Source organism: Acetobacterium sp. (genome assembly GCF_041752335.1).
Classification (GTDB): Bacteria; Bacillota; Clostridia; order Eubacteriales; family Eubacteriaceae; genus Acetobacterium.
Window position 1 is genome coordinate 20575 of the sequence record NZ_JBGSHG010000105.1, and the last position, 17582, is coordinate 38156.

13 protein-coding genes and 1 riboswitch are annotated in these 17582 nt (G+C 41.5%); of the genes, 3 read left to right on the plus strand and 10 right to left on the minus strand.

All coding sequences use genetic code 11. The features are described from left to right. Positions 1-54: 54 nt before the first annotated feature. A complete protein-coding gene (dnaG, locus tag ACEW8F_RS13185) occupies positions 55-1833 on the minus strand; it encodes a DNA primase (protein ID WP_373483934.1) in 1779 nt (592 codons plus the stop codon). 219 nt (positions 1834-2052) lie between these two features. Between dnaG and ACEW8F_RS13190 the strand changes: the two genes are divergently transcribed. Continuing rightward, the gene (locus ACEW8F_RS13190) at positions 2053-2310 is read left to right on the plus strand and encodes a hypothetical protein (RefSeq protein WP_373483935.1); all 258 of its coding nucleotides are present in this window, start codon (positions 2053-2055) and stop codon (positions 2308-2310) included. 132 nt (positions 2311-2442) lie between these two features. Here the strand turns inward: ACEW8F_RS13190 and nifJ are convergent, their stop codons facing one another. The 7 genes from nifJ to ACEW8F_RS13225 all read right to left on the minus strand — a co-directional run bounded on the left by nifJ (position 2443) and on the right by ACEW8F_RS13225 (position 13321). Beyond that, positions 2443-5967: a pyruvate:ferredoxin (flavodoxin) oxidoreductase gene (gene nifJ / locus ACEW8F_RS13195; protein ID WP_373483936.1), complete on the minus strand. Its 3525-nt coding sequence runs from the start codon at positions 5965-5967 to the stop codon at positions 2443-2445. A gap of 360 nt (positions 5968-6327) precedes the next feature. Next, complete coding sequence (locus ACEW8F_RS13200) at positions 6328-7752, minus strand: alanine/glycine:cation symporter family protein (RefSeq protein ID WP_373483937.1); 1425 nt, start codon at positions 7750-7752, stop codon at positions 6328-6330. 211 nt (positions 7753-7963) lie between these two features. Continuing rightward, positions 7964-9079 carry an alanine dehydrogenase gene (ald, locus tag ACEW8F_RS13205; RefSeq protein WP_373483938.1) on the minus strand — a complete coding sequence of 372 codons (1116 nt, stop codon included), beginning with the start codon at positions 9077-9079 and terminating at the stop codon, positions 7964-7966. Between the two features lie 77 nt (positions 9080-9156). Next, complete coding sequence (locus ACEW8F_RS13210; RefSeq protein ID WP_373483939.1) at positions 9157-9600, minus strand: Lrp/AsnC family transcriptional regulator; 444 nt, start codon at positions 9598-9600, stop codon at positions 9157-9159. A gap of 396 nt (positions 9601-9996) precedes the next feature. Then, positions 9997-11478, minus strand: a complete 1482-nt coding sequence (pap, locus tag ACEW8F_RS13215; protein ID WP_373483940.1) for a polyphosphate:AMP phosphotransferase — start codon at positions 11476-11478, stop codon at positions 9997-9999. A gap of 80 nt (positions 11479-11558) precedes the next feature. Further along, entirely contained in the window at positions 11559-12752 is a 1194-nt protein-coding gene (locus ACEW8F_RS13220) for an isocitrate/isopropylmalate family dehydrogenase (protein WP_373483941.1), read from the minus strand. A gap of 62 nt (positions 12753-12814) precedes the next feature. Continuing rightward, the gene (locus ACEW8F_RS13225) at positions 12815-13321 is read right to left on the minus strand and encodes a phosphohydrolase (protein WP_373483942.1); all 507 of its coding nucleotides are present in this window, start codon (positions 13319-13321) and stop codon (positions 12815-12817) included. A 191-nt stretch (positions 13322-13512) separates the two neighbouring features. Here ACEW8F_RS13225 and ACEW8F_RS13230 point away from each other — a divergent pair, with 191 nt between their 5' ends. Then, positions 13513-13971, plus strand: a complete 459-nt coding sequence (locus ACEW8F_RS13230) for a LiaF domain-containing protein (protein ID WP_373483943.1) — start codon at positions 13513-13515, stop codon at positions 13969-13971. Positions 13972-14058: 87 nt separating this feature from the next. Here the strand turns inward: ACEW8F_RS13230 and ACEW8F_RS13235 are convergent, their stop codons facing one another. Further along, positions 14059-15567 (minus strand): putative bifunctional diguanylate cyclase/phosphodiesterase, encoded by a 1509-nt coding sequence (locus ACEW8F_RS13235; RefSeq protein WP_373483944.1) that lies wholly within the window; start codon positions 15565-15567, stop codon positions 14059-14061. 22 nt (positions 15568-15589) lie between these two features. Continuing rightward, positions 15590-15665: riboswitch (cyclic di-GMP riboswitch) on the minus strand. 157 nt (positions 15666-15822) lie between these two features. Next, the gene (locus ACEW8F_RS13240; protein ID WP_373483945.1) at positions 15823-17160 is read right to left on the minus strand and encodes a glucose-6-phosphate isomerase; all 1338 of its coding nucleotides are present in this window, start codon (positions 17158-17160) and stop codon (positions 15823-15825) included. Positions 17161-17361: 201 nt separating this feature from the next. Here ACEW8F_RS13240 and ACEW8F_RS13245 point away from each other — a divergent pair. Continuing rightward, on the plus strand, positions 17362-17582 hold a 221-nt coding region (locus ACEW8F_RS13245; protein ID WP_373483946.1), incomplete at its 3' end, for an aldo/keto reductase.

A 17582-nucleotide genomic window follows, 5' to 3' on the forward strand; every position in this document is an offset into this window, starting at 1 on the left:
TCGTCGTCTATATCGATGATCACATCTTCGGTTTTTGCTTTCTCTAGTTTCATTTTAGTGCCTCCCGTTTTCTTTCATCATTTTCTTAATCTCTATGAATTGATTGGTGAGTCGTGCCACCGCATCGTCGTTACCATTGGATGATTCTCTTTTAATTTGTTCAGAAAGCCTGTCAAGCTGAGCTTCATTGTAAAAACGATTCATTATTTCCAAAGCATCTTGATAATCTGACCGGGAGACTTCATCCTCGTTCATCATAAACTCAACTATTTTTTTAACTGCTTCTGAATCTTCAAAATGTGACATAATCTGATTGACTTCAATCAGGGTACCTGTTTTCCGCTTTTCTGAAAGGGTAAGCAGCAGATCTTTGTAAAAGGGATCGGTCAGATGGTTCATCGGGAACTCATCAATGATGACCGGTGTTTTTAAACAATAGCGGATCGCCAACTCCTGGGCCTTTTTATATGCCCTGGGTATCTTTTGCGGGGATACTTCGCTGCGGGTTAGCGCCACCAGCGGGGAAGAATTGTCGGATCGGGTTTTTAAACGCAAGACCTCGCGCCGGATCACTTCCTGATTGATTCCCGTATCGCCGGCAACCATTTTACTGTAATAATCAATTTCAACTGATGTTTCAAGCTGTCGCAGTACTCTAATTGCCTCATTACCATAGCGGAGCCTGCCATCCGTTTGGGAAAGGTCATTATTTCTTTTTAATAATTCCAGTTCGTATTCAACAATTGTTAAGGCCTTGGCGATAAACTCCTTAAATCCCTGCTGGCCATGTTTCTGAACAAAAGAATCCGGATCTTCATTTATCGGCAAGTTTAATATTTTAACATTTAAGCTGGTCTTTTTCAAGATATTCATGGCTTTTTCTGTTGCCGATTTTCCCGCGCTGTCGCCATCAAAGGCAATAACCACCTCATTAGCATAGCGCTCCAGGATTTTTCCATGAAATGGGGTAAAGGCGGTTCCCAATGCTGCCACGGTATTCTTGATCCCTTTTTCAAACAAGGAGATCACATCCATATAACCTTCAACGATCAATATTTGCCCTTCTTCCAAAAAATTTTTGCAATGATTCAGATTATAGAGTTCATAGCTTTTAGAAAAAATCGGAGTTTCAGGGGAATTAAGATATTTGGGTCCATTTTGCTCAGTTTCCATCAGGCGACCGCCGAAACCGACAATCTGTCCTCGGGGATTAACGATCGGAAACATAACTCGACTACGAAAGCGATCATAATGTCGTTTGCTTTCCGATGCCAGAACCAGACCTGAATCCAGCATTTCCACCATGGAAAAGCCTTTGGTCTGAAGAAAATCGGTTATTCGGCTCCAGTCTTCACTGGCAAAACCCAAACCAAATTCCCGGATGGTTTCCTGACTGATTCCTCGCTGCTGCAGATATTCCCGGGCTGATCGATTTGTTTTTAAAACCTTATAATAGTAGTTTGCCGCTTCCCGGTGCAATTCATAGAGACGTTTCTTTTTTTCATAAGCCAGGTGGTCTTCTTCGGGGTTTGCCTTTTCCGGTAAATTCATATTGACCCGGGCTGCCAGAAATTTGAGGGCATCGATAAAGGGCAGTTTTTCCATTTCCATAATAAAAGTAATCGCATTACCGCCCGCTCCACAGCCAAAACAATGATACAGTTGTTTTTCCCGGGAAACCGTGAACGATGCGGTTTTTTCATTATGAAACGGACATTTACCCTTGAAAGAGTTACCCACGCGTTTTAAGGTCATGTAACCCGAAGCGAGATCCACAATATCATTTGCTTCGATGACAGATTGTATCAATTCTTCGGAGTAGTAAGTTGTCATTTGTGTTATCCTTTTTTTTAATAAAGTCTTGATTTTTAAGGGTCTATTATCTTTATTCTAAATGAAATCGAATTCTCCTTGTTTTAATATCCTTTATTTTTAAATTTAAACAAAAATAAAGTTTCATTAATCTTTCAAAAAATCATTATCAATGGATAAAATATAATTATTGGGGTAATAAAAAACTAAACACAATATTATTAAGAAAGAGGTATTTTTATGGAAAAGAAACGTGTAATTGAAGTCATTAATGAAAAAGTGAAAGTTGCCAATTTTAATGATCATGGGAAAGCCGTTCTCAGCATGGATGATGTTGGCGATGGTCAAGTGATTATGGATGTGCTTGAAGATTTAAAATCAGACACGACCTTTGATTTTGATTTTGATTTGGACAAAATGTTGTTAACGGTTCATAATCCTGAAGATGACCTGGATGGATTTATCAGAAGACACCCCTCCCCCCAAAAATGTAAATAAAAGTTCCCTAAAAAGGCTCCATTTAGCGGTTAATACCCTAATAAAAAAAGCTCCATTGGACAAAACCAATGGAGCTTTTTTGAGATTAAACAAAAGAGAAACCCCTCGGGGTTTCTCTACTTATTGATTCAATTACATTTCTGATTTTTGTTTATAACCCATGTAACGCTCCAGTGCTTCTTCTTTAGCTTTGTCATAAAGCGTTGCCGAAACTTCTGGGAAGGTCAGTTTTAATGAGGTGTAACGCACTTCTGAATCCAGGAATTCGGTGAATTTGTCCATATCCGGTTCTTTAGAATCCAGGATAAAGGGATTTTTTCCTTCTTCTTTCAAAGTTGGATTGAATCGGTACAGATGCCAGTATCCAGATTCCACAGCGAATGCTTCGTGGGTTTGGGTACGGCTCATCCCGCCTTTAATACCATGGTTGATACAAGGAGCGTAGGCAATGATCAGTGAAGGACCATCGTAAGCTTCTGCTTCCTGAAGCGCTTTAATAAATTGATTTTTATCAGCACCCATAGCTACTTGAGCCACATAAACGTAGCCGTAGGTTGCCGCCATCATACCAAGGTCTTTTTTCTTGATCCGTTCCCCAGCTGAAGCAAATTGTGCCACCGCCGCGGTTGGTGTTGATTTAGAAGCCTGACCGCCAGTGTTGGAGTAGATTTCGGTATCCAATACCAGCACGTTAATGTTTTTGCGTGATGCTAAAACATGATCCAGTCCGCCGTAGCCAATATCGTAAGCCCAGCCGTCGCCACCAAAAATCCATTGAGATTTCTTAATCAGGTAAGCCTGATTATCAAGAATAAACTTGGCATAGGTTGCCAACGCTTCACTTGGGGTATAGGCTTTCAGCGCTTCAACCAGTTTAGCCGAGGCAATTTTTGAAGCTTCAGCATCTTTTCTGCTGTCAATCCAGGCTTGTCCCGCTGTTTTAACGGCTTCAGAGGCATCACCAGCGATGATTTCTTTGAGGTAATTTTCAATGGTATCGGCCATTTTTTCGGTCGCCAGCATCATCCCAAAGCCATACTCGGCATTATCTTCAAATAAAGAGTTGGCCCAGGCAGGTCCTTTTCCTTCGGCATTGACACAGTAAGGCGTAGATGGTGAGGATGCTCCCCAGATAGATGAACAACCGGTGGCATTTGCTACCATCATGCGATCGCCAAACAATTGGGTAATGGTTTTAATGTAGGGTGTTTCGCCACAGCCGGCACAAGCACCCGAGAACTCAAGCAATGGCTGACAGAACTGGCTGCCTTTAACAGTTGCTTTATTCATCAGGTTATCTTTAATTTTTACGGTAGTGGCATAGTTCCACATTGGGATTTGTTCAGCCTGGGTATCAATTGGTTCCATTTCCAGGGCTTTGGTTTTAGCCGGGCAGGCATCCTGACAGTTGCCGCAACCGGTACAGTCAAGGGTGCTGACCTGGATACGGTACTCTAAACCATCAAATTGTTTACCGGTGGCTTTGATCGTTGTAAATCCTTCTGGCGCCGCAGCTTTTTCACCAGCATCCACTAAAACAGGACGGATGGCAGCATGTGGGCAGACAAATGAACACTGGTTACACTGGATACAATTTTCAGGAATCCATTTTGGTACATTAACGGCAATGCCCCGTTTTTCGTAGGCTGAAGAACCAGACATAAAGGTTCCGTCTTCGACACCGGTGAATGCTGACACAGGAATATCATCCCCCGCCAATCGGTTGATCGGACGCAGAATCTTAGTAATAAATTCTGGTACATTTTCTTCCGTTGCGCCGTCAGCTTTAAGCTCTTTCCATGCTGCCGGAACATCCACTTTAACCAGAGCATTAATCCCCTGATCAACAGCAGCGTTGTTCATATCAACAATTTTCTGACCTTTTTTGCCGTAGGATTTTTGAATCCCAGCTTTAGAGAAGGTAACCGCATCTTCAATTGGAATAATGTCGGCCAGTTTAAAGAATGCCGATTGCATAATCATGTTGGTTCGACGACCCAGACCGATTTCTTCAGCAATTTTTGTGGCATTGATGATATAGAAATTAATGTCGTTGTCAGCAATATATTTCTTTAAAGATGCTGGTAATTTTTCATCCAGTTCGGCTACTTCCCAAACAGTGTTAAGGAGGAATGTTCCGCCTTTTTTCAAACCTTTTAACAGGTCATATTGGTTAACATAGGCTTGGGTTGAGCAGGAAACGAAGTCTGAATTGACAATCAGGTAAGTCGATTTAATTGGTTTTTTACCAAAGCGCAAGTGGGAAACGGTAACCCCACCAGATTTTTTACTGTCATAGGAGAAATAACCCTGAGCATATAAATCGGTATGATCACCAATGATCTTGATTGCTGATTTGTTGGCACCCACGGTTCCATCAGATCCCAGCCCCCAGAATTTACATCCCTTAGTTCCGGCAGGAACAGTATTCAGGTTTTCACCCAGTTCCAAGTTTGTATGAGTAACATCATCGACAATCCCGATGGTGAATTTACCTTTAGGTTCAGCCAGTTTTAAATTATCGTAAACTGCTTTAATTTGAGCAGGGGTTGTGTCTTTTGAACTAAGTCCATAGCGACCGCCAACAATCAACGGCTGGAATTCTTTGCCATAGAACACGGTACAGATATCCTGGTATAAAGGTTCGCCCAGTGAGCCAGGTTCTTTGGTACGATCCAGAACCGCAATTTTTTTAACGGTTTTTGGCAATACTTTCATTAAATATTCGGGTGCAAAAGGTCTGAATAAGCGAACCTTGATCAGTCCGATTTTTTCGCCCTGGGCCAATAAATAATCAATCGTTTCTTCGATGGTATCGGTAACAGAACCCATGGCCACGATGATGTTTTCGGCATCATCAGCACCATAATAATCAAATAAATGATATTCACGGCCAGTTTCTGCTGAAATTTTTTCCATATAGTCAGCCACAATTTCCGGTACTTTATCGTAGAAAGGATTGCAGGCTTCTCTGGCCTGGAAGTAAATATCGGGATTCTGGGCGGTTCCGCGGGTTACCGGATGTTCTGGATTCAAGGCGTGATCCCGGAATGCCTGGATGGCATCAAAATCAGCCAGTTTTTTAAAGACATCATAATCAATGACTTCGATTTTTTGAATTTCATGTGAAGTTCTGAAACCATCAAAGAAGTGCACAAATGGTACCCGACTTTTAATGGCGGCTAAATGAGCAATTGCGGCCAGATCCATTACTTCCTGTACGCCACCGGAAGCCAATAAAGCAAAACCTGTTTGACGGCAGGCCATCACATCACTATGGTCACCAAAAATAGAAAGTGCCTGAGCCGCTAAGGTACGGGCTGTGACATGAAAAACGCCTGGCAACAATTCGCCAGCAATTTTATACATATTCGGGATCATCAGTAATAGTCCCTGAGAAGCAGTAAATGTGGTGGTTAAAGCTCCAGCTGCCAATGAACCGTGAACCGCGCCGGCGGCGCCACCTTCAGATTGCATTTCGGAAACCTTTACGGTTTCACCAAAGATATTTTTTCGTCCCTGGGAAGCCCAAACATCCGCATATTCGGCCATTGTGGATGAAGGGGTAATTGGAAAAATAGCAGCAACCTCGGTGAACGCATAAGCAACGTGTGCAGCCGCGTTATTTCCATCCATTGTCATCATTTTTTTAGGCATGATTTTCCTCCTTGAAATTAAAACAAAATATTTTGTTGATGGTTAAAATAGCAAAATTTTATCTATGAAATTATATCATATTAGTTTTTAGGTGTATACACTTTAATACGGGTAATTTTTTGCTGTTATTTTTTGGCAATTTTCTACTTATTGATCCGAAAACGATTAATGTTAACCTTTTTATAGTTTAAATCTTTTTTATGTGGGTAAAATTGTTCTTCAGAGAACTTTTATCCTTGCAAATTAATTTTTCACAATAATTCACTGCGGATGAACTGTTAAAATATTCTTTAACAGTTCATCAACAGTAATTTTTGTGAAGTGATAACTTTTTTTAATAGTTTTATTGCTTTTAAATCATTATTTCTTTTTAGCTTCTTTAAAAGCCAATTTCTCTGGTATTAAAAAATCTGACTGGAATTCGAAACATTCTTTGGCAACCACACTGCTTAAGACGAGCAGACTGATCAGGTTTGGAATGGCCATCAGCCCATTCATCGCATCTGATAAATTCCAGACGATTTCCAAAGCGGTGGTAGCGCCAACAAAAACAACCAGACAATAAAGGATCCGGTAGATGGTAACAGCGATTGGTGCTTTGATTAAATATTCCAGTGACTTTTCGCCGTAGTATTCCCAACCTAATATGGTTGAAAAGGCAAAGAGGGCAATCCCCAGGGTTACAATATAACCACCCGCTGGTCCCAGTGCCGATTGGAAGGCGGCAATGGTAAGATTTGCACCCATTAAAATTTCACCGCTGGCATCCAATGTTCCTAAAGCCCCTGAAGAGGCAATAACCAGACCAGTGATCGTACAGACAACAATGGTATCAAAGAAGGTACCGGTCATATTGATATAGCCTTGTCGTGAAGGATGATCGGTTTTTGCAGCAGCGGCGGCAATTGGCGCCGAACCTAAGCCGGCTTCATTGGAGAAGACACCCCGGGCTACGCCCCAACGCATGGCTGTCAGCATGGTTGCGATAATGGTTCCGCCCACTCCGCCAGCCATTGCTTTAGGCGAAAAGGCCATGGTAAAGATTTCGGCAATTCCGGCTGGTACGTTTTGATAATTGATGATAATAACAACAAGTGCTGCTAAAACATAGAACACGGCCATAAACGGTACGATGACGCCGGCTACCTTACCGATACTCTTGATACCGCCAAGAATAACCAGAAAAGCCAAAACCGTCAGAATCAGGCCCGTTATCCAGGTGGGCACGCCAAAGGTACCATTTACGGCCCCGGCAATCGAATTAGCCTGGGTCATATTGCCAATCCCGAAGGATGCCACGGTGGCGAATAATGAAAACAGAAAGGCCAGAATCAAACCGAGTTTTTTATTCTTAAAGCCATTTTTCATAGCATACATCGGACCACCGGCCATTTCACCTTTGGCATTGGTTTCCCGGTATTTAACCGCGAGAACACTTTCGGCATACTTGGTGGAGAGTCCAAACAAAGCTGAAATCCACATCCACACCAGCGCTCCCGGGCCACCCAGTACCATCGCCGTTGCAACACCGACGATATTCCCGGTTCCGATGGTCGCCGCCAATGCTGTCATCAGCGATTGGAATGGTGAAATATCACCGCTGGAATCATCTTTTTTGGTTTTATCCTGTTTGGCAAAAACCGATTTTAACGCATAGCCCAGGTTAAGCCATGGCTTGAATTTTAAACGCACGGTTAAGAACATACCTGTACCCATTAGCAGTGCCAGCATAACGGGTCCCCAAACAAAATTATTTACAGCTGAAATGATATCCGAAAAATTCATATTGCCCCCTTAAAATTTATAAGCTTTGTTATCGATTACATTTTTGTTTAAATTTTCTTAAATAAGGGTTTCACCATTATTCGCAACGGTGTCACCCTTATTATCAGTTATTTAGAGCTAAATTAAATGTCTTGCTTTTTTCGTTTTCTTTATTTCTTGATGCTGATTATTTAAATTTTAGTTTCCAGGTTGATTAAAATTTATTCGAAACCTACAGCAATTCTTCTGCTGGTACGTATTCTTTTTTCAAGCCTTCAGCTACGCCTTTACAAGTAACATGTCCCTTGTAAGTATTTAATCCTAATAATAATGCGGGATCTTCCTTCATAGCGGCTTCAGGTCCTTTGTTGACGATATCAAGTAAATAAGGCAGGGTGGAGCCAGTCAAAGCATAGGTGGATGTTCTGGGAACAGCACCCGGCATGTTAGCAACTGAATAATGAATAACGCCATGTTTTTCAAAGCAAGGATCATCATGGGTGGTGCTATGATCTATGGTTGCTACTGATCCGCCCTGGTCAATGGCAACATCAACAATAACAGATCCTTTTTTCATGTTTTTAACCATCTGTTCAGAAACCAGTTTTGGTGCTTTTTCGCCAGCTACCAATACGCCACTGATCAGCAGATCTGATTTCTTAGTCAGCTCAGCCATGTTATAGGGATTACTGATTAATGTGGAAACCCGACCATTAAAGACGTCATCCACATAGGTTAATCTTGGTTTGCTGATATCAATAACAGTAACATGAGCACCCAGGCCCACTGCCATTTTCGCAGCATTCATACCAACCGTACCCGCTCCGATGATCATGACTTCTGCTGGGCAAACGCCGGTAACACCCCCTAATAACATCCCAACGCCGCCATGATAGCGCTGCAGCATGGTAGCACCAACTTGAACTGACATTCTGCCGGCTACTTCGCTCATTGGAATCAGTAAAGGAAGGGATCGATCAGCTAATTGAACGGTTTCATAGGCAATCCCGGTAATTTTTTTCTTAAGTAACAGATCGGTTAAAGGAAGGTTTGGAGCAAGATGTAGATAGGTAAATAAGGTCTGTCCTTCTTTCATCAGTTCATATTCTGACTCGATGGGTTCTTTTACTTTTACAATGATATCGGATTGTTCAAATACTTCTTTGGCCTGTTGAAGGATTACGGCACCTTCTGCTGCATATTCACTGTCTTCGATTCCGCTTTCAAAGCCAGCCTTTGTTTCGACAAGAACCTTGTGGCCACTCGCCACCAGGGCATGAACACCTGCTGGTGTTACGGATACACGGGACTCATTATTCTTGATTTCTTTTGGAATACCTACAATCATGTTAAAAACCTCCTGTTTATTTAATATAAAAATTTTGGAAAATTGTGATTTAAAAAACCTTTACATATTGTCATCTTCTACGGAAGAATGGAATATGTATTCTTGACGGTTGACAGGGTTACAATCGTTTTCGTCTTTTGCACCCCGGGAACTGTTTTAATGCAATTTAGAACCGCTTCCAGACTTTGGGTATCTTTGGTAATAATTTTAATTAAATAATCATAATCTCCAGCCAGATAATCACATTCAATGATCTCACTCTCATTTTCTACCAGGGCGACAAAGCCATCAATAAAACTGGGATGCTTAAGTGAAATAAACATATAGGCAACCAAATTTTTATTCATTTTCTGCGTCGATAAAATAACAGTATATTTTTGAATGATGCCGGAAGAATCTAATTTTCGTATTCGTTCGCTGATTGCCGGAACTGATAAGCTGACTTCACTGGCAATTTCGGAAGCCGTGACTCTGGCATTTTTTTGCAGCAGCTTTAGGATTTCAATATCAATTGAATCCATGTACAACTCCTTTCTATTAAAACTATTGATTTCATTATACCCGACTTATCAAATAAATTAAACGTTTTCAATGAATAACAATAGATCTTTTTGTAAAAAGAACAAGTTACTTTAAATGTTTAATCATTTGTGGTTTGTTTTTGATCCCACGCTTAATTATTTTTTCTTAATTTTACTTTCCATTGAAAAATCAAGGTTAAATCTTGATAAGCTTTAAAAGATATACCCTTAATCGAAAGTATTTAATCATTATTATTCAATAAGTCGCATAATTAATGATCTCAATCATTAATCTATCATTTATTTCACGCCAGGACATCAATTAAGACAGACCGGCGTGATTATTTGCGTATCATCCATTTTGATCAGTCGTCGTTTTTTTTAGACTGGTTTAAGCTAATCGTTTAAACGTTTTTCGATGGCAGCAATGGTTTCGTTAAGAACCTTGATTCTGGCATAATATTTATTCTGGGCTTCGACGATAATCCAGGGGGCATTGACGGTTGATGTTTTCAGCAGCATTTCATCCACAGCGATCTTATAAAGCTCCCATTTCTCCCGGTTTCGCCAGTCTTCGTCAGTGATTTTCCAGCCCTTATCGGGATTTTCCGCACGTCCGGTAAACCGCCTTAATTGTTCGTCCTGATCAATTTGCAGCCAGAATTTGATCACAATGGCACCCCAATCCGTGAGTTGTTTTTCGAATTCATTGATTTCCCGATAACTCCGGTCAAACTCTTCCTGGGTACAAAAGCCTTCAATCGGTTCCACCATCACACGGCCATACCAGGTTCGATCCCAAACCCCCAAATGTCCATTTTTAGGGATGTCCCGCCAAAAACGCCAGAGATAATGGTGCTTTCTTTCAATATCACTGGGACTGGCCGTAGGGTAAACGGTGTAACCGCGGGGATCGAGATTGCGGGTCAGCCGTTTAATACAACCACCTTTGCCAGCCGCGTCCCAGCCTTCAAAACCAGCGATCAAGGGAATTCGACGACGATACAACTCAAATTGAAGCAACCGGATTTTTTTCTGGCATTCTTTTATCTGGATCTGATATTCTTCCTCACTGATAACCTGGTCCAGCACAATCCCATCCAGTATTTTAGACTGGAAAGGCTTGTCCCCAACCTGAATCAGCGGTTTAAGCTCAACCACAGGGCCCATTTTCGCTGTTTCAATGGCTTTTCCCAGACGTTTTTCCAGGACACTCAAGACCTTGATCAGGGCGTAGTCTTTTTGTTCACCCTCAATGATAACCCAAGGAGCACAATCATTGTCAGTCAGTTCCAATCCCCGGTTGACTTTTTCATAGAGTTTATCATAATGCTTGTTTTCTTTTTCATCCCGGGGAGTAACCCGCCAGGCAGTGGCATCATTTCCCAACAATTTGTTAAACCGTCTTTTTTGTTCTTTTTTACTGATGTGAATATAGAACTTAAAAATAATCATCCCATCTTCGGATAGCGTCTGTTCAAATTCATTGGCCTGTTTCATCAGCCCCTGCATGTTCAGTGTATCGATGGATTTACGATAGACCAGGTCACTATAGTAACTGCGATTAAAAATGGCAATTTGCCCTTTCTCGGGAGTCTTGGTCCAATAGCGCCAGAGGAACGGGCGGAATTTCTCATCCTCATTTTCCTGCTTTTTAAAGTTATGAACCCGAAAAGACCGCGGATCCATCGGCATCAGCAGTTCATTAATCAATGTTCCCTTCCCGGCCGCATCCCAGCCTTCAAACAGAATTAGAACCGGTATCCCCATATCGTGCAGGGTGCGTTGCAATTCCCCTAAACGAACAGTAAGCCGCTCTTTTTCCAGACGATAGGTTTCTTTGTCAATTTTTACACCTAAATCAATTTTTTCCAGCATGACAGCCTCCTAATAAAGATGATTTTAGATTGTTGTTCAAATACAAAAAAAGGGCGCCTTAAAAGACGCCCTTTCATTAACTATATAAATCTTGCATAAATCGCGTCCAAATTAGGGTTGGACAAGGTTTCCATCACGTAATCGGCATATTCAGAACCGGTTGCACCGGTTTCACGGCCTGTGAGCACTAACTTTTTCTCGTATAATCCACACACATCCAAAGCTTTTTGTAGTTGTTCAGCTTTATCATTATAACCGATATGCACTAATAACATCCCGGCGGCACGAATAATACTGCAGGGATCGGCGTATTGGCCACGACCCTCTTTGACCATTCGTGGAGCGGATCCATGAATGGCTTCAAACATCGCATATTGTTTGCCAATATTGGCTGAACCGGCAGTGCCGACACCACCCTGGAACTCGGCCGCTTCATCGGTTAAGATATCACCATAGAGATTCGGTAAGACCATCACCTTAAACTGACTGCGTCGTTTTTCATCAACCAGCTTAGCGGTCATAATATCAATATACCAGTCATCCATTTCCACGGTGGGATAATCTTTGGCAATGGCTTTGGCGGTATCTAAAAATTTACCATCGGTGGTTTTGATAACGTTGGCTTTGGTAACAACTGTGACCTTATTCTTTCCGGATTTTTCGGCAAAATCAAAAGCTGCCTTAATGATTCGCTCTGATCCGTCCTGGGTAGTGACGGTAAAATCAATGGCTAAATCATCATTGACATGGATGCCCTTGCTGCCAACAGCATAAGCACCTTCGGTGTTTTCCCGATAGAAAGTCCAGTCGATATTCTTTTCCGGTACCGAAACCGGACGAACATTGGCGAACAAGTCCAATTCGCGACGCATGGCCACATTGGCACTTTCAATATTAGGCCAAGGATCCCCTTCTCGGGGGGTTGTGGTGGGTCCTTTTAAGATCACATCACAGGTTTTTAGTTCTGTGAGGACCTCATCGGGAATAGCTTTTCCGCATGCAGCGCGATTTTCAATGGTTAAACCGTCAATAATTTTAAAAACAATCTTTTCGCTTTTAACATCGTCGGCCAGCAGAAATTCTAGAACCCGTTGGGCTTCTGCGGTGATGAATGGCCCAATGCCATCGCCGCCAACAATGCCGACAATAATTTTATCTTTGATTGTGAAATCGGTAAAATCATTTTGTACCTTCATCTTTTCGATGCGGGTCAATTGTTCTTTAATCAGCTCTCCAAAATGAGCCTTGGCTCGTTCAATTTGTTCTTCGATCATAGTACCTCCGTCAAATTTATTTAATAGTGTCATAAAAGCGCTTAAGACAAATAAACTGCCGATTAAGCTCTGGACATCATACTCTTAAGCCGTTTGATGGGCCGGGTATTTTTAAAAACCAGTTCATTAGTAGCCACAAATTTATCCACTGCGGTGACGACCCAGCTGCCTAAATGTGCCGGCGGAATCGGAGTCAGCGGAAACATGTGCTTCACGATCATATCAGCCTGACGCTCGTCGATATTAAAATATTTTTCGGCATTTTCAAGTGCTGTTTTAGGATGGGAAAAGCCATGCATTTCCTTGATCCGATTCAACCCTTTGCCGGTTTTAACCTTACCCTGCCATGATTCCAGAAAAAAATCATGGAGCGTTGCGCCTCGCGCAATGGAAGCATAGTCCATGCCTAAAAATCTGGCTACGCGATAGGAATAATAACCAACTGCAACTGAGTGTTCAAACAAACCATTGCCGTGATGATCAATTTCTCTTAATTTTAGGAATTCACTGTGTGTAATAATATCGCCAACAATGGTTTCAAACTCACTGTAATACTTTTTTGTTTCCATTGAGACCTTTCTTTGATTGTAATTTTGTGTTATCTAGTCAGCCTTACTAAACAGATTATTTGAATATTATAGCATAATATCTTTATTTTTAGTTAAAATTATGAAAGATGTTCTGAAAAAAAACAAAAAAAGATTCGGTTATTCTTAAAATCATGGTAAACTAAATAAAAAAGATCAGGAAAGGAAAAATCATGAAAATTAAGAAAATACTCCTCGGAACCGGTGTTGTTTTGGCAACTGGCATGGCCTTTTATCATGCTTGTGTGATCAAAAAAGGAAAAGATTTTGAAGCCAGCTTCGATAAAAGTCCCGGTTCCATGGATGAATCGGTTCTATACGGCGGAAAAATGAAAGACTACCGGGATCAGACCATGCGGGATAATAAAATCGGGGCTTTCTTCGGGGGCATGCAGCTAGATTTTTCTAATGTTGTCACCGAAAAAGATGATTATCGCATGGATATCAGCATTATCAATGGCGGCTTAAACATCATCGTTCCTGACAACTTTAAACTAAAAATCGACGATACCTGCAAATTTGGCGGTATTGCCGACCATACCGTTTGCGTGGATCCGGATAATTCAGTGGCTCTTTCCGTTTTTGCTGACATCACCTGTGGCGGTTTGAATTTTGAAAATGCCTCTAAATGAAATCCTCATGAATAAAATTCGCACCATAAAGTCTATCTGAATAAAATCAGTGCGAACCCAAGCCAAGTAAAAAAAACTGAAATCGACCTAGGTTGATTTCAGTTTTTTATTGACAAACTCTTCAAATTCAACAACATTCATGGGCTTGGCATAAAAGAAACCCTGGGCAATGTCACAGCCCTTTTCTTTGAGAAAATCCACCTGTTCCTGGGTCTCAACCCCTTCGGCTACAGTAATCAGATCCAGATCCTTGGCCATATTCAACATGCTCGTGATAATCTTTCTTCCCCGAACATTATCCGTCGATTCGCTGAAAAAGGCCTTATCCAGTTTTAAGATATCCGCCGGCAGATTTTTCAGGGTATTAAGTGATGAATAAGCCCGGCCAAAATCATCGATGGAAATATGAAACCCAAAATCCTTCAAATGATTCATGATATCAACCATCTGAACATCATTATCAAAAATAGTTCCTTCGGTGAGTTCAATTTCAATCATTTTGGGATCAATATGATAGCGGCTGGTGATTGCCAGCAATTCCTCCGGCAACAGCATATTCTCCAGATGAAGCCGGGAAAAATTGACCGAAATAATCATATTGGTAAATTGATCCATTTCCTTTTGCCATTTTTCCAGCAGCTTGCACACCTCTTCAAACATATAGGTGTCTATTTTTTTGACAAAGCCATTTTTTTCAAATAAGGGAATAAAATCATTGGGGGGCAGCATCCCCCGTTCCGGATCATTCCACCGTACCAGAGCTTCGGCGCCAATGATTTGTTCATCTGAAAATAAATATTTAGGCTGGAGATAGACTTCAAACTCATCATTGCGCAGGGCCATTTCCATTCTATTTTCAATCTCATTCTCAAGAATCATCACTTGACGCATGGACTCATCATAAAAGGCATAACTCACCTGGGAGTTATCTTTAATCGATCGTTTAGCCATATTCGCCCGATCGCTGAGGGTATTAATATCCACCTCGTCTGGTCCGATCAGATAAATGCCCACGGAGATGTTTACGATGAATTTCTGGGAATAGCCATTGATTTCGCGAATCAAATTTTCCACCCGTTGGGAAAATTCGCCATAGCCCTCGTATTTCATTAAAATACTGAAATTATCGGTGGCCATTCTGGCAAACAACTCGTCTTCTTTAAGTTGCTTTTCTAAAATTTCGGCAATCGCCGTGAGTATTTCGTTACCCACCTGATGCCCGTACAAATCATTGATGGCCTTAAACTTATCAATATCAAAAATAATCATCGCATAATGCTGGGTCTGATTGGTGACAAATATTTTTTCGCAGTCTCTTTTAAACTTAATCCAATTAGGACAGCCAGTCAAAAAATCAAAATCCTGGAGCCGTCTCAATTGGTTGTTTTCTTTTTTCAGGTCACCGACAGTAAAATTACTGATCAGGCTGATAATAAAGATTCCAGTAAATCCCAGACCATAAAATACCATCCGAAAAGCTTCCCCTTGAGAAGGCAGGGTAAAAGAAATAAAGTTAAATAGCGCCGTCATCATGACCAAAAAAAACAACGCAAAGCTGAGGGTTATAAACTTTTTTTCGTCATAATTCTTCACCATTACCTCCTAAACGTCAATCTATTTGAGTAACTGGCTAACTTATAAAAGTCCCTTTAGCTTTGCGTCACTGTTTCACAACAGTTTTGCCCTAACATTCTCTATTCTTTTTTAATACACGCGTTAAGCTGTCATTACCTGAGTCTAGAACATTCATCGGCGACTTGTATTGTATTTTTTAACATTGTATCATAAGTGTAACAATTTGTCTTGTGTTAATTGTTAAATTTTAATTTATTTTGACGCTCAAGCCCTTCTCTATAATCGTTCTTCCAGCTCGGCCGTCAATTCTTCAAAGCCCGGTTTATGGAGCAGGGCAAACATATTCTTTTTATAGGCTTCCACACCCGGCTGATCAAAGGGATTGACCCCCAACAAATAGCCGTTTAGTGCGCAGGCTTTTTCGAAAAAATAAATCAGTTTGCCAATATGGAAGGCATCCAATTTTTTGAGTTTAATAATGCCATTGGGGACCCCGCCATCGACATGTGCCAGCAGGGTACCCATAAAGGCTTTTTCATTGACCGCATCGATTTCCCAGCCGGTCAGGTAGTTCAGTCCTTCCAGATTTTTTTCATCCCGGAACACCTTAATCGCCGATTGATCGTCCTCGATGACAATCACCGTTTCAAAATGATTTTTAGGACCATCCTGGATCATCTGCCCCAGCGAATGGAGATCAGTGGAGAAGTGAACCGAAGCCGGAAAGAGCCCCTTGCCGTCTTTGCCGTCACTTTCACCAAATAATTGTTTCCACCACTCAGCCAGATACTCCAGCGAAGGATCGTAATCCACTAAAATCTCAATCTTTTTGCCGCGATTATAAAGTACATTCCGGTACAGGACATATTGAAAACAGGGATTTTTTTCAAATTTCGGTTCATTATAATCCTCGTAGCCGGATTTTCCCCCAGCCATCAGGGCATCAATATCAATTCCTGCCGCCGCGATGGGCAGCAAACCCACCGCCGTATAAACCGAGTAGCGTCCGCCAATATCATCGGGAATCACAAAGGTTTCGTAGCCTTCTTCATCAGCCATAAACTTTAGCGCCCCTTTGGCTGTATCAGTTGTGACAAAGATCCGCTCCTTGGCGCCGCCCTTGCCATATTTTTCTTCCAGAAATTTTTTAAAAAAGCGAAAAGCCATCGCCGGTTCCGTGGTGGTACCGGATTTTGAAATAACATTGACACAAACCTCTTGATCCTTTAGCAGCGCCAGCAAATTCTCCAGATATTTCCCGCTGATATTCTGACCGGCAAAATATATTTTGGGTGCCTTTCGCACTGATCGGGGTTCTTCATTATAAAAGGGGCTGGTCAAAGCCGAGATCACCGCTTTAGATCCCAGATAAGATCCGCCAATCCCAATCACCACCAGGGCATCACAGCGATCCTGGATTTTTTGTGCTGCCTCCTTGATCCGGGTAAACTCTTCCTGATCATATTTAACCGGATAATCAACCCAACCAAGAAAATCGTTGCCGACCCCGGTTTTATTCATCAATTCATCATTGGCATGAGCCAGCTGATCAACCCGACTATCAAATTCACTGGGGTCTATATTGGCATAAGAGAGATCAAAACGAATACTCATAATAATTACCTTCTTTCTTAATACGATTGAAATGTGTTCTCATTTTACTACATCAATGATTGGGGTGTCAATTGATGTAGGCCAATCAACCTGAAAGAAAGTTGAAATTCCGCGAATCTTCTAACCAATCCCCTCATAAGAGGTGACTTTTTTTATTTGATATGTTAAAATAAGCAAAATTGAGAAAAGAAGAGGTGTAAAATGGAAACGCGAATACTGGGAAAAACCGGATTAGAAGTGTCCCTTATTGGGTTTGGTGGTATTCCAATTCAACGCTGTAGCCAATGGGAAGTCGACGAAATTGTTGAAAATCTTATTGAAGAAGGAGTTAATTTCATTGACACTGCCAGAGCTTACACCAATAGTGAAGAAATGATTGGGGAAGCCCTGAAACAGTGGGGCCGGGAACATTTTTATCTGGC